This window comes from Gilliamella sp. W8136 (genome assembly GCF_016101285.1).
In the GTDB taxonomy this organism is placed as follows: Bacteria; Pseudomonadota; Gammaproteobacteria; order Enterobacterales; family Orbaceae; genus Gilliamella; species Gilliamella apicola_N.
In genome coordinates this window covers 159,166-182,743 of sequence record NZ_JACFQU010000002.1, presented here as the reverse complement: position 1 = coordinate 182,743, position 23,578 = coordinate 159,166, and the positions used below count along the sequence as shown (strand labels likewise).

General features: G+C 33.3%; 20 protein-coding genes. 7 read left to right on the top strand and 13 right to left on the bottom strand.

Annotated elements, in window-relative coordinates:
- Positions 1-98: 98 nt before the first annotated feature.
- Together H3T96_RS02040 and H3T96_RS02035 are read left to right on the top strand one after the other, a co-directional pair.
- The gene (locus H3T96_RS02040; RefSeq protein ID WP_198248572.1) at positions 99-1,799 is read left to right on the top strand and encodes a formate--tetrahydrofolate ligase; all 1,701 of its coding nucleotides are present in this window, start codon (positions 99-101) and stop codon (positions 1,797-1,799) included.
- On the top strand, positions 1,799-2,218 hold the full coding sequence (locus H3T96_RS02035; protein ID WP_025314827.1) for an RnfABCDGE type electron transport complex subunit B: 420 nt from the start codon (positions 1,799-1,801) through the stop codon (positions 2,216-2,218). Before H3T96_RS02040 ends, H3T96_RS02035 begins: the two co-directional genes overlap by 1 nt.
- Positions 2,219-2,279: 61 nt before the next feature.
- On the opposite strand, the gene typA is transcribed toward H3T96_RS02035, so the two are convergent.
- Both typA and hemG read right to left on the bottom strand, forming a co-directional pair.
- A complete protein-coding gene (gene typA / locus H3T96_RS02030; protein ID WP_025314826.1) occupies positions 2,280-4,106 on the bottom strand; it encodes a translational GTPase TypA in 1,827 nt (608 codons plus the stop codon).
- A gap of 155 nt (positions 4,107-4,261) precedes the next feature.
- The gene (hemG, locus tag H3T96_RS02025) at positions 4,262-4,795 is read right to left on the bottom strand and encodes a menaquinone-dependent protoporphyrinogen IX dehydrogenase (RefSeq protein ID WP_144093084.1); all 534 of its coding nucleotides are present in this window, start codon (positions 4,793-4,795) and stop codon (positions 4,262-4,264) included.
- Between the two features lie 610 nt (positions 4,796-5,405).
- Here hemG and glmU point away from each other — a divergent pair.
- The 5 genes from glmU (at position 5,406) to H3T96_RS02000 (ending at position 12,587) form a co-directional block, all read left to right on the top strand.
- Positions 5,406-6,785 carry a bifunctional UDP-N-acetylglucosamine diphosphorylase/glucosamine-1-phosphate N-acetyltransferase GlmU gene (gene glmU / locus H3T96_RS02020; protein ID WP_370545710.1) on the top strand — a complete coding sequence of 460 codons (1,380 nt, stop codon included), beginning with the start codon at positions 5,406-5,408 and terminating at the stop codon, positions 6,783-6,785.
- 3 nt (positions 6,786-6,788) lie between these two features.
- Complete coding sequence (gene glmS / locus H3T96_RS02015) at positions 6,789-8,621, top strand: glutamine--fructose-6-phosphate transaminase (isomerizing) (protein ID WP_144093088.1); 1,833 nt, start codon at positions 6,789-6,791, stop codon at positions 8,619-8,621.
- Between the two features lie 288 nt (positions 8,622-8,909).
- A complete protein-coding gene (locus H3T96_RS02010) occupies positions 8,910-10,784 on the top strand; it encodes a PTS mannitol transporter subunit IICBA (protein ID WP_144093090.1) in 1,875 nt (624 codons plus the stop codon).
- 83 nt (positions 10,785-10,867) lie between these two features.
- Positions 10,868-12,028 (top strand): mannitol-1-phosphate 5-dehydrogenase, encoded by a 1,161-nt coding sequence (locus H3T96_RS02005; protein ID WP_144093092.1) that lies wholly within the window; start codon positions 10,868-10,870, stop codon positions 12,026-12,028.
- Positions 12,029-12,035: 7 nt separating this feature from the next.
- On the top strand, positions 12,036-12,587 hold the full coding sequence (locus H3T96_RS02000; RefSeq protein WP_144093094.1) for an MltR family transcriptional regulator: 552 nt from the start codon (positions 12,036-12,038) through the stop codon (positions 12,585-12,587).
- Between the two features lie 537 nt (positions 12,588-13,124).
- Here the strand turns inward: H3T96_RS02000 and H3T96_RS01995 are convergent.
- The 11 genes from H3T96_RS01995 to H3T96_RS01945 form a co-directional block, all read right to left on the bottom strand.
- Positions 13,125-14,051 (bottom strand): hypothetical protein, encoded by a 927-nt coding sequence (locus H3T96_RS01995; protein ID WP_144093096.1) that lies wholly within the window; start codon positions 14,049-14,051, stop codon positions 13,125-13,127.
- Between the two features lie 10 nt (positions 14,052-14,061).
- The gene (locus H3T96_RS01990; protein WP_144093098.1) at positions 14,062-15,567 is read right to left on the bottom strand and encodes a hypothetical protein; all 1,506 of its coding nucleotides are present in this window, start codon (positions 15,565-15,567) and stop codon (positions 14,062-14,064) included.
- 103 nt (positions 15,568-15,670) lie between these two features.
- Positions 15,671-16,156, bottom strand: coding sequence for a hypothetical protein (locus tag H3T96_RS01985; protein ID WP_144093100.1), 486 nt, complete (start codon positions 16,154-16,156; stop codon positions 15,671-15,673).
- A gap of 11 nt (positions 16,157-16,167) precedes the next feature.
- Positions 16,168-17,154: a hypothetical protein gene (locus H3T96_RS01980; protein WP_144093102.1), complete on the bottom strand. Its 987-nt coding sequence runs from the start codon at positions 17,152-17,154 to the stop codon at positions 16,168-16,170.
- Between the two features lie 12 nt (positions 17,155-17,166).
- Complete coding sequence (locus H3T96_RS01975; protein WP_186279286.1) at positions 17,167-17,325, bottom strand: hypothetical protein; 159 nt, start codon at positions 17,323-17,325, stop codon at positions 17,167-17,169.
- A gap of 102 nt (positions 17,326-17,427) precedes the next feature.
- Positions 17,428-17,919: a hypothetical protein gene (locus H3T96_RS01970; RefSeq protein WP_144093104.1), complete on the bottom strand. Its 492-nt coding sequence runs from the start codon at positions 17,917-17,919 to the stop codon at positions 17,428-17,430.
- A gap of 36 nt (positions 17,920-17,955) precedes the next feature.
- A complete protein-coding gene (locus tag H3T96_RS01965) occupies positions 17,956-18,870 on the bottom strand; it encodes a hypothetical protein (protein ID WP_144093106.1) in 915 nt (304 codons plus the stop codon).
- Positions 18,871-18,874: 4 nt separating this feature from the next.
- On the bottom strand, positions 18,875-20,368 hold the full coding sequence (locus H3T96_RS01960) for a zinc-dependent metalloprotease family protein (RefSeq protein WP_144093108.1): 1,494 nt from the start codon (positions 20,366-20,368) through the stop codon (positions 18,875-18,877).
- Between the two features lie 109 nt (positions 20,369-20,477).
- Positions 20,478-20,963: a hypothetical protein gene (locus tag H3T96_RS01955; RefSeq protein ID WP_144093110.1), complete on the bottom strand. Its 486-nt coding sequence runs from the start codon at positions 20,961-20,963 to the stop codon at positions 20,478-20,480.
- 11 nt (positions 20,964-20,974) lie between these two features.
- Positions 20,975-21,967, bottom strand: a complete 993-nt coding sequence (locus H3T96_RS01950; RefSeq protein ID WP_144093112.1) for a hypothetical protein — start codon at positions 21,965-21,967, stop codon at positions 20,975-20,977.
- Positions 21,968-21,970: 3 nt separating this feature from the next.
- Complete coding sequence (locus H3T96_RS01945) at positions 21,971-23,503, bottom strand: hypothetical protein (protein ID WP_144093114.1); 1,533 nt, start codon at positions 23,501-23,503, stop codon at positions 21,971-21,973.
- Between the last annotated feature and the right edge of the window lie 75 nt (positions 23,504-23,578).

The window sequence follows — 23,578 nt, the reverse complement described above, 5'->3', positions numbered from 1 at the left end:
ATTGTGCCGAAAATCGACAAAGATAAAATTGTCGCTTTATTCGGCAATTTAAATTATTTATACTGATACTTCAAAATTATAATTAAATGAGAATAACTATGTCCTTACGTCCAATTACTGAAATCGCAGAGCAATATAATATTCCTGAACAATACGTTTTACCTTATGGTAAACATGTCGCAAAAATCGATTTATCTATTCTTAAATCAAATCAAAACAAACCAAAAGGTAAATTGATATTAGTTACCGCCATTACCCCAACCCCTCTTGGTGAAGGTAAAACCGTTAATACAATTGGACTGAGTGAAGGATTAAATTACATTGGTAAAACAGCCATCGCCTGTATTCGTCAACCAAGTTTAGGTCCAGTGTTTGGTGTAAAAGGTGGTGCTGCCGGGGGTGGTCAGGCCGAAGTTTTACCTATGGAAACGTTAAATTTACATTTAACAGGTGATATTCACGCTATCACAGCGGCTCATGATTTAGCATCAGCTGCATTAGATGCACGCCTTTATCATGAAGAACGTTTGGGTGATGAGTTTACGGCACAAACGGGTTTACAGCGTTTAAATATTGATGTCAATCGTATCGTTTGGAAACGTGTTATTGATCACAATGATCGTGCACTACGTCATATCAATGTTGGCGTTGGTGGTGGTGTAAATGGTATTGAACGCCGTGACGGTTTTGAAATCACTGCTGCATCAGAACTGATGGCAATTTTAGCATTAGCGTCTGATTTACATGACATGCGTGCGCGTATTGGTCGAATTATTTTAGCCTATAATACTCAAGGTGAACCCATTACCGCAGAACAACTTGAAGTTGCGGGTGCAATGACGGTACTATTAAAAAATGCCATCAATCCGAATTTAATGCAAACTGTCGAACATACCCCTGTATTAATTCATGCTGGACCTTTTGCTAATATTGCCCATGGTAACTCTTCTGTGATTGCTGATCGCATTGCTTTGCAACTTGCTGATTATGTGATTACTGAAGCTGGATTTGGATCGGATATGGGCATGGAAAAATTCTTCAATATCAAATATCGTCAAGCAGGTATCAAAGCATCTTGTGTGGTGTTAGTTGCAACCGTACGCAGCCTTAAATCAAACAGTGGTAAATATAACATTAAACCAGGACAAGCCATTCCAAAAGAGATATCAGAATCGAATGTTGAACTACTCGAAATTGGTGCCGCTAACTTAGCATGGCATATTAACAATGCGAAAAGTTATGGTTTACAGGTGATTGTTGCTATCAACCGTTTTCCTCATGATAGTGATGAAGAACTTGCTTTCTTACAAAAATATGCCATTGAACATGGTGCGTTTGCTTGTGAAGTTAGTGAAGTATTTACCCAAGGTGGTAAAGGTGCTGAAAAACTGGCACACCATGTTATTAAAGCGTGTGATATGCCAAGTGAAATTAAGCTACCTTATCCAGATAACATGCCTTTAATCGACAAAATTCAAACAATGGTAAAAAAATATGGTGCCATAAAAGCGAATCTTTCTGAAAAGGCGCTCGAAAATATCAAAGAGATTGAAGCATTAAAACTGGATCATCTACCTCTTTGTATTGCCAAAACACCTATGTCAATCAGTGCTGATGCGAATTTAAAAAATGTACCAACTGATTTTGATGTTGATATCAGTCATTTAGCGATTTCTGCTGGTGCTGGATTTATTCGCGTTTATGCTGGTAATGTTATGACGATGCCAGGACTTGGTACTAATCCAGCTTATCGACAAATAGATATTGACAAAGATGGTAATATTGTAGGTTTAAGTTAATGCAAGAAGTTATTATGCAAACCAAACAACAATATAAAGCTTTTATTGATGAAGAAAATTGTATTGGCTGTGGCAAATGTATTCGCGTTTGCCCGACCGATGCCATTGTCGGCAGTAAACAAGTATTACACACCATATTACCGCAGTTATGTACTTCGTGCAGTAATTGCATTAATACTTGTCCAACAGACTGTATTACATTAAGTACATTAGGTACAGCACTAAGTGAAAATGAAGAATTACAACTCACTGAGAAAAAACAGCAACGATTAAATTACAATCAACTTGTGCCGCCAACCATACTATTTCCGCGCACAATGGCTGTTAATCACAGTAACCAAACGAGTCAACAAGATCGTAAACAATCTATTGCTGATGCGATTGCCAGAGTTAAAGCCAAAAAAAACCTCGCTAAATAGCGAGGTCTTTTATTCAGTAGTTATAACCTGTAATTAATCTATTACAGATTATTCACCCAGGTTAGTCTTTATTATTATTTCTAAACGCACGTTTACGGTCATTCTCAGTTAAATGACGCTTACGTAAACGGATAGATAGTGGCGTTACTTCCACTAATTCATCATCATCAATAAATTCTAACGCTTGTTCCAATGACATTTTAACTGGTGGTGAAAGTGTCGTTGCTTCATCAGTACCTGATGCACGCATATTAGTTAATTTTTTACCAGTTAAACAGTTAACGGTTAAATCATTTGAACGTGTATGAATACCAATAATTTGACCTTCATAAACTTCAGCACCATGACCTAAGAATAATTTACCACGATCTTGCAAGCTATAAAGCGCATAAGCTAGTGCTTTACCAGTACCGTTTGAAATCATGACACCATTAATTCGTTGACCAATTTCGCCTGGACGTACATCGTCATAATGACTAAATGTAGAATAAAGCAAACCTGTACCGGATGTCATCGTCATAAATTCAGTTCTAAAACCGATAAGACCACGGCTTGGAATAACATAATCTAAACGCACACGACCTTTACCATCCGGTAACATATTAGTTAGATCACCTTTACGTAAACCAAGTGCTTCCATCACTGAACCTTGATGTTGCTCTTCAATATCAAGAGTTACTTGTTCAAATGGTTCTTGTCTTTTACCGTCGATCTCTTTGAAGATTACTTTAGGTCGAGAAACCCCAAGTTCATAACCTTCACGGCGCATATTTTCAATTAATACAGATAAGTGTAACTCACCACGACCAGACACTCTAAATGCGTCAGGATCTGGCGTTTCTTCAACTCGAAGTGCCACATTATGTACAAGCTCTTTCTTCAAGCGCTCAAGGATTTGGCGAGAAGTTACAAATTTACCTTCTTTACCCGCAAACGGTGAGCTATTAACATTAAAGAACATTGTAACAGTTGGTTCATCAACGGTTAATGGCGGTAGCGCTTCAACGCAACTGTTATCACAAATCGTGTCAGAAATACCTAACTCACCAAGACCAGTTAACGCAATAATATCGCCCGCTTCGGCAACTTCTGCTTCATAACGTTGTAAGCCTAAATGACCTAGTACTTGCCCAACTTTACCAGTACGTTTATTACCTTCACTATCAACAATAGTTACTTGTTGATTTGGTTTTACGCGACCACGTTTGATTCGACCAATACCAATTACCCCAACATAATTATTGTAATCAAGTTGAGAAATTTGCATTTGGAATGGTCCATCTAAATCAACTTTTGGTGGCTCAACATGTTTAACGATTGCTTCAAATAATGGCGTCATATCTTCAGCCATATCTTCATGATCTAAACCAGCGATCCCCATTAATGCAGAAGCATAAACAATAGGGAAATCAAGCTGTTCGTCCGTTGCACCTAAATTTACAAACAGATCGAATACTTGATCAACAACCCAATCAGGACGAGCACCCGGACGGTCAACTTTATTAATAACCACAATTGGTTTTAAACCATAAGCAAACGCTTTTTGCGTTACAAAACGGGTTTGAGGCATTGGTCCGTCCATCGCATCAACTAACAGTAATACTGAGTCGACCATTGACATAACACGTTCAACTTCACCACCAAAATCAGCATGGCCTGGGGTATCAACGATATTGATGCGATAATCATTCCAGTCAATCGCTGTATTTTTAGCTAAGATAGTAATACCACGCTCTTTTTCAAGCGCATTAGAATCCATTATACGTTCGTTATCGTCACCACGCAGATTATCTAGCGTACCTGACTGTTTTAATAATTTATCAACCAAAGTTGTTTTACCATGGTCAACGTGCGCAATAATGGCAATATTTCTTAAATTTTCAATCACAATTAAAATCCCAATTAGGAGATAGATTCTTTAGGCGCGATATTGTACACCTTTTTAGCCCAAATGTTGATCTATATCACAAAGTTTCTTTAAAAGAACATTATCATTTGATAAAGTCAGAAAAATACTAATCTATTTTGACAAGAAGTTTCAGGTTAACTACACGTTTGAGTATAAAATAGTGCTGCAAATTGATCGACTTTAGCCCAATCAGTATATTCAATGATAGGTTTAGTCACATCTGTATCGCCTTTACCCAACCACATTATGAAACGAACCATATTACGGTCAAACCAATTATATTTTGGATAATAAAGCGCACCAGCAAAAACGGCTTTAATGGTTGGTTGCCATGCAATTTTAGCTAAGAATTTTCTTGTATATGAATTCGTTTCAGGGGTATTTTTATGCGACTTTCTGGCTACAACATTCACACCAAAAAAGCCCGATCTCATTTTATTTAATTGCTGATAATTATCATCAATAAATTTTTTCATTACTTTACTATAAAATCCATAACGAATAGAACAACCCAACAAAACGGCTTGGTACTTGGTAAGATCGATATTAGTACTAGGTAAAAGCTCAATCACATCACAATCACATTTACTGGTTAGTTGATTTTCGATGCGCTGCATAATTTTAAATGTTTGCTTTTCGTGAGTAGTATAGAGTAATAAAACTTTCATTTTTTAAATTTCCTATTAAAGGGTTTATACCTGCATCTTTTTATTTCATTTGATAGTAGTTAACTGATTATAAGGATTGCAAGCGTAAACTATTATATATAAACATTGAAAATTAATCAGTATTTTATCTGTAGTTATATCATCACAACTCAGTAAGTACGACTACCTTAATTCTCTTTTTTGGGAATTTATTATCTTTTTTGTTTAAAAAGTAGAATATAGATCGGAACAATTTTCAATTGATACATGGATTGAGGTTATCGGCTGTTTGAGTGTTAACCAAGCATTTTAGATAAATCATAATAACTTTTTTATCGTGTTTATCGTTTTTTATATAACTTTGGATAGATCTTAATGGAAACAACCTCTATTGCTTTTTTACTAGTCATCTAAATATTGCTTCTATTTTTTATAGAAATTGAAATATCGACTTATTACTCTTGAATCTATATTGATAATATTTTTTTGAACCTAATTTCACAATTAAGAAAGATAATAAAACTACATCTAACTTTTTTTATGATAAAAATTAATAAAGTGTGGATGATTTAATAAAAAACTTTGATTATAGTATTATGCTAATTTAACCTGAGCGGAAATAAATATGGCAATTTCAACCCCAAAACTTAGTGTAATTATTTTGGCGGCAGGAAAAGGCACTCGGATGTATTCCAACCTTCCTAAAGTTTTACATAAAATCGGCGCTAAACCGATGCTTCAACATGTAATTGATACAGTTGAACAACTTAACACCAATCGTATCAATATTGTTTACGGTCATGGTAAACAACAGCTTGAAAATGCGCTTAAAGATCAGCCTGTACAGTTGGTCTATCAAGCTCAACAGCTTGGTACTGGGCATGCAGTACAACAAGCTATTCCCTATATTGAAGATGACGAAGATATCTTAATTTTATATGGTGATACTCCACTTATATCACTACCTACCCTACAAAATTTAATTTCGAGTAAACCCAAACAAGGTATTGCGTTACTGACCGTTATACTTGATGACCCTACTGGTTATGGGCGTATTGAGCGAAAAGATGGCAAGGTTGTTGCGATTGTTGAGCAAAAAGATGCTTCACCAGAGCAGCAAAAAATTAATGAAGTTAATACTGGCATTATGTTGGTGACGGGCAAACTGTTAAAAAACTGGCTAGCGCGCTTAACCAATGATAACGCACAAAAAGAGTATTATTTGACTGATGTTATTGCTTTTGCTTATCAGGACGGGTACGAGATATTGACCTCTCATCCAATAAAGCAATTTGAAGTTGAAGGTGTGAATAATCGATTACAGTTAGCCACATTAGAACGACACTATCAACATCAACAAATACAAAACTTATTACTTGCTGGCGTCACACTGCTTGATCCTAACCGTTTTGATTTACGTGGCACACTAACCCATGGCAAAGATGTGGTAATTGATTGTAACGTCATTATTGAAGGTGATGTAAAACTGGGCAATAACGTTATTATTGGCGCGGGCTGTATCTTAAAAGATTGTCGTATTGATGATGATTCAATTATCAGCCCATACAGCATAATTGAACATTCAACCATTGCACAGCAATGTACCATCGGACCTTTCGCACGATTAAGACCGGGTTCAGAGCTTGATGAACAAGTACACGTTGGCAATTTTGTTGAACTTAAAAAAGCGCACTTAGGTAAAGCAACCAAAGCAGGACACTTAAGTTATCTTGGCGATAGTGAAATCGGTAGCAATGTCAATATTGGGGCCGGCACTATTACCTGTAATTACGATGGTGCCAATAAATTTAAAACGATTATTGAAGATGATGTATTTGTGGGTTCAGATACCCAGCTCATTGCCCCTGTTAAAGTTGGTAAAGGTGCAACCATCGCAGCAGGCACCACTGTCACCAACAATGTTAATGATAACGAATTAGTCGTAAGCCGAGTTAGACAAAAGCAATTTAGTGGTTGGAAACGTCCAACCAAAATAAAAAACGAGGGATAAACTATGTGTGGTATTGTGGGCGCTATCGCCAAGCGTGATGTAGCAGAAATATTATTAGAAGGTTTAAAACGATTAGAGTATCGAGGTTATGATTCTGCGGGACTTGCTATTATTTCTCCAAAAGGTGAACTGCAACGCATTCGTCGTGTTGGCAAAGTTCAAGCTCTGAAAGATGCTGTTGAAGTGCACCCACTGAAAGGTTCAATCGGTATTGCTCACACCCGCTGGGCAACACATGGTGAACCAGCTGAACATAATGCCCATCCACATGTTTCTGGATTTATTACTGTTGTGCATAACGGTATTATTGAAAACTTCGAAACATTACGAGAACAACTTATTGCTAAAGGTTACCAGTTCCGTTCTGAAACCGATACTGAAGTTATTGCTCATCTAATTCATGACATCATTGCCACTGAAGATTGCTCATTATTCGAAGCTGTACAAAAAGCCATACCACAATTGCGTGGAGCTTATGGTACGGTGATAATGGACACTCGTAATCCTGATATATTAGTCGCTGCGCGTTCAGGCAGCCCATTAGTCATTGGTTGTGGTATAGGCGAAAATTTCATTGCCTCAGATCAACTTGCATTACTACCGGTTACACGTCAATTTATCTTTTTAGAAGAAGGTGATATTGCCCTCATTAGTCATAATACAATTACAATTTTAGATAAAAATTATCAGCAAGTCACCCGTCCTCGTATTGAATCCGATGCCAGATACGATGCGGGTAGCAAAGCTGGTTACAACCACTATATGCAAAAAGAGATCTACGAACAACCTAATGCCATAAAAAATACCCTTGAAGGTCGTATGGCACACGGTAAAGTGGATTTATCAGAACTCGGAGAACATGCCGAAAATATTTTAAAACAAGTTGAACATATACAAATTGTCGCATGTGGCACCGCCTATAATGCGGGTATGGTTGCTCGCTATTGGTTTGAGGCATTAGCAGGTATTCCTTGTGATGTTGAAATAGCTTCAGAATTCCGCTATCGCAACCCAGCACGGCGAAAAAATAGCTTATTTATCACGTTATCGCAATCAGGCGAAACTGCTGACACTTTAGCTGCGCTAAGGCTAGCAAAAGAAAACAACTACCTAAGTACACTCGCAGTTTGTAATGTGGCAGCCTCAACCCTTGTACGTGAAGCTGAATTGGTACTATTAACTAAAGCTGGGGTAGAAATAGGCGTTGCATCCACAAAAGCATTTACGACTCAATTAACGGTATTGCTATTATTAGTTGCTAAGTTAGGGCGCCTAAATGACATGGCAGAAAGCACCGAGCAAGCCATTATACATGCCTTACAGACCTTACCAAATCGTATTGAACAAGTATTAATGTGTGAACCGCAAATTAAAAAACTAGCAAGCCAATTTGTTAATAAGCATCACACCTTATTCTTAGGACGAGGCGATCAATACCCAATCGCCATGGAAGCATCACTAAAACTAAAAGAAATCTCATACATTCATGCCGAAGCCTATGCTGCTGGTGAACTCAAGCACGGCCCTTTAGCATTAATTGATGCAGATATGCCAGTAATCGTTATGGCACCCACTAATGAAATGTTAGAAAAACTAAAATCCAACATTGAAGAAGTTCGTGCCCGCGGCGGTCAACTTTATGTATTTGCTGAGCAAGATGCAGGCTTTGTCAGCGACGACACCATGCATATCATCAATTTACCTTATATTGAACAGATCACTGCGCCAATCTACTACACGGTGCCAACCCAATTACTGGCTTACCATGTTGCATTAATCAAAGGCACAGACGTCGACCAACCAAGAAATCTAGCAAAATCGGTAACGGTTGAGTAAAACCAAACCCATGATAGTTAAGCCCATAATGGCTTAATTATTATGGGTAATCATCCATTAAAATCAAACAAACATCTAAAATCATTAGTATAAAATTTATACCAAACTTCCCTAAAAGCATTTAACTGCTTTATAAGTGTGATCTAAATCACAAAATCAGAAAATACCCCACCTTTTGAAGTGTGATAAAGGTCACATTTACTAATTTTTTCAGATGAATCTGGTTAATAAATGCCTCTACAATAACAGCATCATGATTATATCAATCAACAAGGAAAGATTAATTTTATGACAACATCAAACATTAAATTAAAGGTCCAAAACTTTGGGCGATTCTTAAGTAATATGGTGATGCCTAATATCGGGGCTTTTATTGCTTGGGGATTTATTACCGCAATTTTTATTCCAACAGGTTGGTATCCTAATGAAAATGTTGCCAAACTTGTTGCCCCAATGATTACGTATTTATTACCATTATTAATTGGATACAGTGGGGGTAAATTAGTTCATGGCGAACGCGGGGGCGTTGTTGGTGCCATAACGACCATGGGGGTGGTTGTTGGTGCATCAATTCCAATGTTCTTAGGCGCAATGATTGTTGGTCCATTAGGTGGCTGGATGATTAAACAATTTGATAAAGCCGTAGACGGTAAAATCAAAAGTGGCTTTGAAATGTTAGTAAATAATTTTTCAGCAGGTATTATCGGTATGCTCCTTGCTTTACTATCATTCTTTGCCATTGGACCTTCAGTAGTTGTTGCATCTAGTGTACTGGCGAGTGGCGTTGACTTTATGGTACAACATAATTTATTACCACTTACCTCTATTATTGTTGAACCAGCAAAAATCTTGTTTTTAAATAATGCCATTAACCATGGTATATTTTCACCACTTGGTATTCAACAAGCAGCCGAGCATGCACAATCCATTTTCTTTTTAATTGAAGCGAATCCTGGACCAGGCTTGGGATTATTACTTGCCTATATGTTTTTTGGTAAAGGTGCGGCAAAAGGTTCAGCAAGTGGCGCGGCAATCATTCACTTCTTTGGTGGTATTCACGAAATTTATTTCCCATATGTGTTAATGAATCCTCGTTTAATTATTGCCATGATTTTAGGTGGGATGACGGGAGTATTTACACTTACCCTTTTTGGTTCTGGCCTAAGTTCACCCGCTTCACCTGGTTCAATTATTGCCATATTAGCGGTGACTCCTAAAGCTTCAATGCTTGGTGTAAGTATCTCAGTTATTGCCGCAGCAACGGTATCATTCCTTGTCTCAGTAGTATTATTAAAAACAACTAAAAATGCAGATAAAAGTTTTGAAGATGCGCAATCAGATGTTATAGCAATGAAAGACGAATCCAAAGGATTAAAAACAGAAACGTTTAATCTTAGTAACGTAACAAAAATTGTTGTCGCGTGCGATGCAGGAATGGGATCAAGTGCAATGGGGGCGGGTGTATTGCGTAAAAAAGTACAAGATGCCAACCTAGATATTAATGTTATCAACCTTGCAATCAACAATCTAACTTCCGATGCCGATATTGTTATTACTCATAAAGATTTAACTCAACGAGCCAAACAATATGCACCAAATGCCCATCACATCTCATTAACTAATTTCTTAGATAGTGATTTATATAGCCAACTTGTGAACGAATTGGTTGCAGCACAAGACGTTAGCAATACGAATAATAGTAATATTGCAACATCAACAGATCGTAACCAGCCGTTATTTAAATTAACAGAAAAGGACATCTTTTTAGGATTAACGGCTCAAAACAAAGAAGAAGCAATCCGTTTTGCTGGACAAAAATTAGTGGATAACGGCTATGTTAAACCCGTGTATATTGAAGCAATGCTCGAACGTGAAAGGCTAACATCAACCTATCTTGGTGAATCCATTGCTGTACCTCATGGCACAATTGAAGCCAAAGACAGTGTAATCAATACGGGTATTGTTTTTTGCCAATATCCTGCTGGGGTAAAATTTGGTGAAGAAGCGGATGACAAAGCCAAAATCGTTATCGGAATTGCTGCTCGCAATAACGAACATTTAGATGTGATAGCCAAATTAACTAACGCGTTAGATGATCCAAACATTATTGCCAAACTATCAAGCACAACCCACTTTGATGAAGTGTTAGCAATATTAAGTTAAATATTACATCACAATGACTTCCCCGCTCTACTGCGGGAAAGTTGTTTAATTAATTACATTCAATAAAAATTAAAGGTAAAAAAATGCAAGCATTACATTTTGGCGCTGGCAACATTGGGCGCGGATTTATCGGTAAACTATTATCAGATGCAGGTGTTCATGTAACGTTTGCTGATGTTAACGAGCAAGTGATTAACGAAATCGCTAAACGTTACCAGTACCCGGTTAATGTAGTAGGCGAACAATCAACCACCGAAATAGTCCACAATGTTGACGCTATTAATAGCTCATCAAACGAAGTAAGTGACTATATTGCGAAAGTCGATTTAGTGACTACCGCAGTAGGTCCACAGATTTTAGCTCGCATTGCTGAAAATATGGCAAAGGGATTAATTGCAAGGCATCAGCAAGCCAACACTGCCCCTCTTAACATCATCGCTTGTGAAAACATGGTACGAGGAACCAGCCAATTTAAACAAGAAATATTTAAATATATACCTCATGAACTCCACCAATGGATGAACAATCATATAGGCTTTGTTGATTCAGCCGTTGACCGCATCGTACCACCGGCAACCTCTAAAACAGGGGATATATTAGAAGTCACAGTTGAAACATTTTCCGAATGGATTGTCGATAAAAATCAATTTATTGGTGATATTCCACAAATCAAAGGTATGGAGCCAGTTGATAACTTAATGGCATTTGTCGAACGTAAATTATTTACCTTAAACACAGGTCATGCCATTACCGCTTATTTAGGATTTTACAATAACATTGCGACCATCCGTGATGCTATTTTAGTTGATAGCATTCGCGCTGTTGTACAAGGAGCCATGCAGGAAAGCGGTCAAGTACTGATAAAACGTTACAATTTTGACCCAGCTAAACATCAAGCTTATATTGAGAAGATCCTCACACGCTTTGAAAATCCATATCTCCATGATGATACGGCTCGTGTGGGTCGTCAACCCATTCGCAAATTAGGATCTGGCGATCGATTAGTGAAACCGTTACTTGGCACATTTGAGTATGAACTAAAGAATAGTAATTTGCTTATCGGCATTGCTGCAGCCCTAAATTATCGCAATGATGACGACGATCAAGCCACCGACCTAACCCAACAAATTAGCAACAAAGGGGTAGTTCAAACATTTTGTGATATTTCTGGTATTGAAAGCAATAATCCTATTGTTAGTCAGATTGAACAACTTTATACTGCAATGCAAAATCATCAATATTAATTAGCCGATGCTAGAATCGATATTAGCAGAAGATACAATACTTGAAAAACTTAACCAGCAAGCTGATATACACAGCTTGTTGGCTGAAGCTATAAAAATGATTAATCACAGTGTTAATCAATTAATTATAAAAGTATTTCGTAAAGAACCACACGCTATAAAATTTGTCATACCATCACTAATTGGTAAAAATGGCCCACTCAATGATACATCTGTGTGCTTAAAATTACTTTATGCGCTAGGCATCATAACGCGCGAGGAGTATGAAGATATCGAGCTATTAATTGCCATATTAGATGAACTTGACCATGACGATAAAAAATACTCCTACCTCGACGATGAAATATTAGGTCCGATTAGTCTATTACATGATATGGTATTACCGTCTAATTGGGATTCACACCATCAAAAAGCCAAAGAGTCAGGTATTGTCGACACATTAAAATCATCAATGTATCAAAATCGTTATCAACAAATGATACGCTCTGCATTGATTATTGCCATTACGGATCTGACAGTCAGAATTATTAATAAACAGAATATTAACTATTTTCCTTAAGGGATTAATGCTAAAAAGATATTTATTTATGAAAAAAACAGATTAAAGGCTGATTGATTAACTGAGTGCTATTCTTAACAAAGAATGAAAAAGTAGCAGTATCGTGAATAATGTATTCTTACCAACCGTATTCACGTTAAAAAAATTTACCTACATCTTCAATTCACAATTTAATCATGACATGTTTATTTTGGATTAGATATCACTTAGACAACAATGCGATAATGTCTATCAAACTATTAACCCAAAATTAATTTTTTTAATTTCCAACATCTACCATGTTTACTTAAAGTTAAAAAAGTTAATTTAAATCTTAATTTACACACTATAGTGACAAATAAAACAGATAGTTATCGATAGAAAATTGTAATTTCTTGTAAAAAATATTCAGGAGTCTATACCGTTTCAAAATAATTTCACAATAAAATTAAACTACTACTGCTACATAAATCTATATTAAAAATCATCAAAAGTTAAAAGAAGTTTCCTTTATTTTCCATAATAAAATAACTCGCTATAACAAATATTGAATTTTTTTTATTTATTCATTACGACGGGCTCGAATTTATACTGCGTTTTTTCAGTTACCAATTCATCAAGTTTATCTAAAAATAGTTTAATTTCATTATCCTTATAATAGGGAGAATGGTCATTCCAGATAACGCAATCATTTAGTTTAAAACAGCTTTCTATTTTATATCCATCTTTGCCATTTTCTCTCGGATCTGAAAAATGGGAGCCTTTTAAAAACAAAGTTGGAAATAATTTGAAATAATCATGTTTACCTTTGTATTTGGTTTCGTTATTTTGTGTTAAACATTGAATTTCGCCATTAATTAGCTGGCATATTTCGTTTGCGTATTTAATTATTGCATTATTGGTAATTTTGTATAATAACGTTTCATTAAAAGGATAAGCGCTCAATTTATAGATATTAACTTCAGTTAAATCCTTTTTATCAAAAATCGCCTTAGTATATAGTTGACGAAATCGATGATAAGGTAAATAATCCTTATTCATTAAAATCACTTGCATGTCATCATATAAAGTATTAAATTCCTGTGGATAAGATTCACTATTCCATCTATTACAGCTTCCATCCGTAAAACAGATTTCCAATTCCGACTCATTATTATCAGCATTCTCGGGAGTGACATAATAAGATTTCGTTAAAAAAACATCTGGCACAAAATCATTAATATTATTATGCACTAAATATAAGCGTTCTTTAGGACAATAAAATGAATTACAATTTACCTTATCTTCTATTAATAAGAAGTTAACAGTGAATTTAACCCTTGGAAAAATTATGATTTCAGTCGACCAATATTCTCGTGGTTCAAAAATGAAATTATACATAGTGACGGATATAATATTTTTACGCTTATGCATATCTGCTTCAGCAATAAAGCTAATTAGAAAAAACATCAATAATATTTTATAAAAAAGGCTTGTTAACTTCATAAGGTATTCCTTATTTTTTTTCAATACTTCGATCTTCGCGCATCTGATCCCATTGCCATTTATAAAATGAATACATTTTACCTCTGTAACGATTATCTTTTTGGTGTATGAGTGTTTTACCATCACTATTAGTATAAATAAGTTTTTTATCGACTAAATTATTAAATGTATGATGGAAATGGTAATCCATATAATTTTCAGTGTAACCATAATAAAAGACATACTTATTTTCTTTAACAAGTGAGTATGTATGCTCTAAAGAAAACGTATGTGCAGCTTCGTGAACAAGCGTATGATCATTATTAAGACCTTGTGCAAATATAATTAAAATATTTCCATACTCAAATTTTGAACTAGATATTCCTTTTTTCGTATCACCTGTAGACATACCATAATAATCCCCAGGTGATAATGTAGTAAATAAGAGATAAGTATAAAAATGTCCATCCCCATCGACTAATCCTCCTTCTGGTCGATTTTTTCCATAATTGTCATATAAATCGCGTAAGCGTATAGTTACATCTACAGCAGAATCGCTATTTTCTATATAGGTTTTCTTTTTTATATCATCTAAAAAATTTCTAACATCATAATTACTCTCAACATTAGATAATTTAACCAGATCTAACTCTTCACCTAAAATAACTTCCGTTCTAATCATAGCTTGATTAAAAGATTGACAGTTATAAAGATCATCCAATGATTTATGCGCCTGAGGATATATTTTATTACCTTTTTTATCATATTCAGTTATCACATTTACCACTACAATTTTGGCTTTACCGATATTATCATTTTGATATACCATTAGCTTACCGACTTCAACTTTCGTTGGCCCTTGTTTTGCAAAAACTCTGATCTCTTCATGCTTCTTAAGAGTATCGCCAAAACATTTAATATTTACGGTGCTATCGAGTTGATAATAATTAATTGTTGGTGTACCAGTATTTTTATCAAGTGAGCGAGGTTTCTTTGGTGTTTGTAGAAAACGTGAAATAGAAATTTTATTAGGAGTAATTTTTAAACATGGTTTACTAGGTTCGAAAATAATCTCTGTACCATCATCAATAATCTCATCAATTTCATCAAGTTGCAGGGTTAGATTAATCCCATCTTGATGCATTGTCGATCCAGCATTCCCTGTAACGTTACAAGCAAAAATTGACAACCATGCTGGATAGTAATCTATTCCATAAGGTGTAAATGGATTTTTTTTATTTTTCTTATCGTTATAATACCTATATTCTTTTCGCAAATCGTCAGGATTTCTGCATAAGGGTACCGCTTTATTTAAGTAAACAAAATTCCTATTCGACTTAAAATCAACATCTACCTTTTCTATTGGATAAATATATTCATCACGTAACCAATCAAAACCATATTCACCTCGATAACTGTAATTACTTTTTTCTTTAAGTGTATCAGGTCGTCTAAAATGAATAGTAAATTTTCGCAAACAAGAAGTTGAAGTTTGACCTATTGGTGGACTAGTTTTAGGAAAATCACATACTGCCATATCTAAATTCCTTTTTTATTATTTTTAATCATTAATTTATCTTTTTTGTTTATCCCAAATAGCTGGCTTATTTTGTATAAATACTTAAATTTTTTATTCTCTATTATTTATCCATCATGATAGGCTCAAATTGATATTCACTTTTACCTGCTAAAAGTTGATCGATTTTATCCAAAAATCCTGCGACATCTTTATCTTTACGATCTGGCGTGTTAGAGCTAAATAAATTGTTTATTCTATAATTAGTAATATAAATCTTATAGCCAGGTCCATCATATTCTTGCATATTATAATCTTCATCACTTCTTAAATATCTTTCAGGGATTAATTGAAAAAAATCATGATGACCTGTGTATTTACTGTCAGGTTCATTAGCTGTGCAGCTGCTAACATTCTCGTTTTGAACACAAGTTAATGTTGCATATTTAACAATATAGTTTTCAGCGATTTCATAACGCATTCTTCCAACCGGTGCTTCTAGTGTTGAATCATAAATAATTATTTTTAAATTATAAGTATCAAATGTTGTTGCATTAACAACAGAACTTAAAATAAAGAATAACCACCCCAAAAATATCTTTTTTTTCATCATTATTCCTATTATTCTTTTGTTTTCTTACGATTAAATTTAAGATTACTTCTCACTGTATCGTAATAAAGTTGTGTTATTTTGCTTTGAAATTCTTTTGCTTCATCATCATTATAACGATTAGTAATATCATAATGATAGCGATTAAAAAAGTTATCAATCTCGCGATTCCCAATATACAAATCCCATATATTGCAATGACCATCAGTAAAACAACCTTCTATTTTGAATAATCGATGGTCATTAATATATCCTCCACCATATTTCCTGAGATCAATAAAATTAGAGCCTGATAAAAACAAAGTTGGAAAAGCCTTAAAAATATTATATTTATCTTGGTACTGAATACTTTTACTTAATACCTCACATTGAAGTTTACCAATGTTTAAATGGCATATTTTGGAAGGATATTCAGTTATTGAATCAGCAGTAATGGTATATAACAACACTTCATGAAAAGGGTAAGCAATTAATTGATATAGATTAATTGATTTCAGATTTTTTTTATCAAAAATAACCTTCGGCATTGGAGAAGTCATTTTCGGATGAAATTGATATTCACTTTTACCAAATAGTATTTCGTCCAATTTACTATCAAAAAGTTTCATCTCATCATCATCAAGATTTTCATAAGCCCCTGAATGACAACGACCATCTGTAATACAAATGTCTACCTTAATCGCACTCCTACCATCATATAACTCTGGATGAACAAAGTTTGATCCTGATAAATATATCTCAGGAACAAATTTAAAAATATCATGATGTCCTAGGTACTCTATTTCCGAACCATCTCTAGAACATTCTTTATCATTACAAAATCCATGAGGAATAATAATTGAATTAGTTGTAATTTTCATAAATACAAAATGTTCAAAACGACCAATATGCTCAATAGTCAATGTCGAAATATCCTGACGATTAAATTCGTCCGCTTTTACCGTAAAACTTAATAAAAATAATATAAAGATTGAGCAAAAAATATTTTTAACTTTCATTACCTATTCCTTTTAATATTTAATACTTTTTTTGTCTTTTCGCATCAAATCCCATTGCCATTTGAAGAAAGGTTTCTTTGGTCTCCTAAAATGGATGGTAAATCGTTGTAAGCAAGAGGTAGAGGACTGACCTATTGGCGGGGTAGTTTGGGGAAAATTACATACTGCCATATCTAAATTCCTTTTTAATTATTTTTAATCATTAATTTATTTTTTTTGTTTATCCCAAATAACTTGCTTATTTTGTATAGATACTTAAATTTTTTATTCTCTTTATTTATCCATCACGATAGGTTCAAATTGATATTCACTTTTACCTGCTAAAAGTTGATCGATTTTATCCAAAAATTCTGCGACATCTTTATCTTTACGATCTGGTGTGTTAGAGCTAAATAAACTACAACCGTAAAATGAATTAGCACAAATGGAAATCTTATAGCCAGAACCATCATACTCTTGCATATTATAATAACTATCTTCTGTTAAAAATCTTTCTGGGATTAATTGAAACAGATTATGATGGCCTGTATATTTACTATCAGGCTCATTAACTGTACAACTTCGAACATTCTCGTTTTGAACACAAGTTAATGTTGCGTATTTAAGAATATAGTCTTCTGTGATCTCAAGGCGCATTCTTCCTACTGGGGCTTCTGGCTTTGAATCATAGATAATAATTTCAACATCATCAATATCGACTATTTTTGCATTAGCAATAAAACTGAAAAAAACGAATAACCAACCCCAAAATATCTTTGTTTTCATCATTATTCCTTTTATGTATTTAATTTTTACTTTTAATTAATTTGTAGTATTGCTTTGCACTGTATCATAATAAAATTGCCTTATTTTATTTATAAATTCTTTTGCTTCATCATCGTGATAGCGATTAACAACATCAAAATCCCATATATTACAATGACCATCAGTAAAACAACCTTCAATTTTGAACAATTCAAAGTCATTACTTTCCCCTCCACCATATTCCCTAGGATCAATAAAATTAGAGCCAGATAAAAATAAAGATGGAAAAGCTTTAAAAATATTATTTTCATCTTGGTAGCGAATACTTTCTCTTTTTTCCTCACATTCAAGTTCCCCATAGATTAAATAACACTTTTTTGAGGGATATTGAGTTATTGAATCAGCAGTGATTGTAAATAATAATACTTCAGTAAAAGGGTAACCAATTAATTGATATAGATTAATCGATATTAGATTTTTTTTATCAAAAATCACTTTGGGCATTGGAGGGATTATCTTCGAATGGAATTGATATTTACTTTTACCAGATAGTATCTCGTTTAATTTATTATCAAAAAGTATTATCTCTTTATTATCAGACTTTTCATAATTCAACAAATGACAGCGACCATCTACAAAGCAAATTTCTAATTTAGTTGCAGCCCAACCATCATATGTGATTGGAGAAATATAATTTGATCCTGTTAAATATATCTCAGGAACAAATTTAAAAATATCATGATGTCCTAGATATTGTATTTCCTGACCGTCTGTAGGACATTTTTTATCATTACAAAACCCATGTGGAAGAATGATTGAATTAGTTGTAATTTTGATAACTAATGAGCTTTCAAAACCACGAATATTATCAATAGTAATGGTTGAAATATCCTGATGACTAGGTATGTTAGCTTTTGCTGATAAACTGAAAAATATTATAAAAAAGCTATAGAAAAAACACTTAAAGTTCATTTACTCATTCCTTTTGCAATATTTCAATACTTTGATCTTTACGCATTAGATCCCACTGCCATTTAAAAAAAGAATACATATTACCGTTATATTGATTATACTCAGTAGCAGGTTTATTGTTTGGATCTAAATATTGATGCTCAATATAATCCATATAATTTTCAGTATACCCATGATAAAAAACATGAGGAGATAATCCCCTTTCAAATGTGTGAGGTAATGAAAAACTATGTCCTGCTTCATGAACAATAGTATGATCATCCGTAAGAGCATTACCAAAAACAACAAACATATTCCCCCATTTAAAACTCCATTTCGGTATACCACTAGCATACGCCACTCCTAGGGTGTAACCACCTTTTCTCTCATTCATTTCTTTATTAGTAAAAAATAAATAAGTGTCATAATGACCTTTATCATTAATACCTATATTATTTTTAGGGTTATGTTTTCCATATTTCTTATATAAATCACAAAGGGTATTTCTTACAACGATTGGGTTCGTTAGTTTATTCTGATTCACATATATTGAATTATTAATATCATTTAAAAATTTATTGACATCTTTATTTCCTTTTAAAGCAACCAAATCAAAATCTTCAATTACTTTAATTTCGACCTTTATCATAGCTTGGTTAAAGGATTGATTGTTGTATAAATATTCCAATGAGGGATGTGATTGAGGAATAATTTTATTATTATTAGCATCATATTCTGTAATGACATTAATCACGAAAATATTGGCTTTGCCTATTATGTCATTTTGATATACCATCAGTTGGCCGACTTCATTTTCGATCGAACCAAGTTTGGCAAAGACTTTTATCTGCCCATGTTTCTTTAACGTGTCTCCTTGACATATAATTTTAACGGCATTCTTTAGCAGATAATAATCAATTACTGGTCCGCCAGTAACTTCATTAAGTTTTCGGTCTTGTATTGAAGTTTTTAGAAATTCTGAAATAGAAATTTTTTCGGGTGTGATTTTTAGACATGGATCACTTGATTTGAAGAAAATTTCTGTACCATCATCAATAATCTTATCTATCTCATCAAGTTGTAGATCTAAATAAATGCCATCTTTGTGCATTTCTGAACCTGCATCGGCATTATCGCCTTGCACATTACAAGCAAAAATAGATAACCAAGCTGGATAATAATCTTGTTCATATGGTTTAATGGGACTCTCTACATCTTTTTTATATTCTTCTTTTAGTTTCTTGGGTTTTAAACATAATGGTAATTTTTTATTTTTTATTTTTTTTAGAAAATTTGTTGGATGCTTATCATATTTAATCTCTTTAATCGGATAAATATACTCATCACGTAACCAATCAAAACCATACTCCCCTTTATAAGGAGCATTCTTATTTTGCTTAAGTATCTCTGGTCTCCTAAAATGAATGGTAAATTTTTGCAAGCAAGAGGTGGAGGCCTGACCTATTGGTTGACTAGCTTTAGGAAATATACATACATCTACACTTTCATTTACACCCATATCGGCATCCCTTTTTAACTAAATTTATAATTAATCATTAAGTTATTTTTATTATTGTTTTAAAAATAACTTGCTTATTTTGTATAGATACTTAAATTTTTTATTCTCTTTATTTATCCACCACGATAGGCTCAAATTGATATTCACTTTTACCTGCTAAAAGTTGATCGATTTTATCCAAAAATTCTGCGACATCTTTATCTTTACGATCTGGCGTGTTAGAACTAAATAAGTTGTTTATTCTATAATTAGTAATATAAATCTTATAGCCAGGCCCATCATATTCTTGCATATTATAATCTTCATCACTTCTTAAATATCTTTCAGGGATTAATTGAAAAAGATTATGATGACCTGTGTATTTACTGTCAGGTTCATTAGCTGTGCAGCTGCTAACATTCTCGTTTTGAACACAAGTTAATGTTGCGTATTTAACAATATAGTTTTCAGCGATTTCATAGCGCATTCTTCCAACCGGTGCTTCTGGTGTTGAATCATAAATAATTATTTTTAAATTATAAGTATCAAATGTTGTTGCATTAACAACAGAACTTAAAATAAAGAATAACCACCCCAAAAATATCTTTTTTTTCATCATTATTCCTATTATTCTTTTGTTTTCTTACTATTAAATTTAAGATTACTTCTCACTGTATCGTAATAAAGTTGTGTTATTTTGCTTTGAAATTCTTTTGTGTCATCATCATTATAACGATTAGTAATATCATCATGATAGCGATTAAAAAAGCTATCAATCTCGCGATCCCCAATATACAAATCCCATATATTGCAATGACCATCAGTAAAACAACCTTCTATTTTGAATAATCGATCGTCATTAATATATCCTCCACCATATTTCCTGAGATCAATAAAATTAGAACCTGATAAAAATAAATTTGGAAAAGACTTGAAAATATTATATTTATCTTGATACTGAATACTTTTACTTAATACCCGACATTGAAGTTTACCAATGTTTAAATGGCATATTTTGGAAGGATACTCAGTTATTGAATCAGCAGTAATGGTATATAACAACACTTCATGAAAAGGGTAAGCAATTAATTGATATAGATTAATTGATGTTAGATTTTTTTTATCAAAAATCACTTTTGGCATTGGAGGAATATTTTTCGGATGAAATTGATATTCACTTTTACCAGATATTATTTCGTTTAATTTATCATAAAAAAGTATCATTTCTTTATCATCAGACTCTCCATAATTCCATGAATGACAACGACCATCTAAAATACAAATTTCTAATTTAGTCGTACCCATACCATCATAGGTCATTGGATTAATATAGTGTGAACTTGTTAAATATTGTTTGGGAACAAATTTAAAAATATCATGATGTCCTAGGTACTCTATTTCCGAACCATCTCTAGAACATTCTTTATCATTACAAAATCCATGGGGAATAATAATTGAATCAGTAGTTATTTTAATAATTAAAGATTTTTCATAATTAAAACGATGAATTCTATTAATAGTAATCGTCGAAACATCTTGGCGATTGAATACGTCCGCTTTTACCGTAAAACTTAATAAAAGTAAGTTAAAAATAAAATAAAAAATATTTTTAATACTCATTACCTATTCCTCCTGTTTCTTCGGAAGTTTAATACTTTTTTCATCTTTTCGCATCAAATCCCATTGCCATTTAAAGAAAGAATACATATTACGATCATATTTATTTTGATCAGTTTGAAATGGAGAATCAGAAATTAGATGATCCTTATAATCCATGTAGTTTTCTGTATAACCGTAATAAAAAATATGCTTATTATTCAGTGTAGGATTCACTTCATAATCTGTGTTTTCGAATGTATGGGGTAATGTAAAGGTATGTGCTGCTTCGTGAACAATAGTATAATCATCTTTAAGACCTTCCTGATAAATAACAAAAATATTCCCCCATTCATACTTAGTATTATCTTTTCTTAAATCAGCACTTCCAAATGTTGACTCTCCGTTAAATGTTGGTTTTACATCTATAAATAACATATAAGTATTATAATGCCCCTCATCATGAATCTTTTTGTTGTCTTTAGGAGTGTTTTTTCCATATTTTTGATATAAATCAATAAGGCGTCTTTTTATATCATCACTAGCATATATCGTTTCTAGTGGATTGTTAGGATCAGGTTTTTGACTAGTTATATAATTAGTATCTAGAATATCATTTAAAAAATCAATAATATCCTTATCTTTAGTTTTATTATATAATGCAACTAAATCAAAATTTTCGGTTACTTTAATATTGACCTTTATCATAGCTTGATTAAATGATTGATTGTTATATAAGTCATTCAATGATGGGTGTGTTTGAGGAATAACTTTTTGGTTATTTGTATCTTTTGTAATGACATTCACCACGACTATATTAGCTTTACCTATTTTGTCATTTTCATACACCATCAGTTGACCAACTTCAGATTTACACTGTCCAAGCTTTGCAATTACATTTATTTTTCCAGGTTTTTTTAAAGTGTCTCCTTGACACATAATTCTAACAGCATTCTCTAGCAGATAATAATCAATTACTGGTCCGCCAAGATCTTCATTAAGTTTTCGGTCCTTTTTTAAAGTATTTAGAAATTCTGAAATAGAAATTTTTTCGGGTGTTATTTTTAGACATGGATCACTTGGTTCGAAAAAAATCTCTGTTTCATCATCAATAATCGTATCAATTTCATCTAGTTGCAGATCTAAATAAACGCCATCTTTGTGCATGTCTGAACCTGCGTCTGTATTATTACCTTCCACATCACAAGCAAAGATAGAGAGCCAAGCTGGATAATAATCTTGACCATGTGGCTTAATAGGATCGATTATATCTTTCAGATACTCCGTTTTTAGATTCTCAGGGTTTAAACTTAATTCTTTATATTTATTGATAGGTAGCGGATTATCAATGTCATGAACTTCGTCATAAAAAACCCATTCCATTGGATAAATATACTCATCACGTAACCAATCAAAACCATACTCCCCTTTATAAGGAGGAGCATCTTTTTTTTGCTTAAGGTTCTTTGGTCTTCTAAAATGAATGGTAAATTTTCGCATACAAGAGGTTGATGCTTGACCTATTAGTGAGCTAGCTCTAGGGGGATTAAATACTGGCATATCTAAATTCCTTTTTAATTTTTTTTAATCATTAATTTATCTTTTTTGTTTATCCCAAATAACTTGCTTATTTTG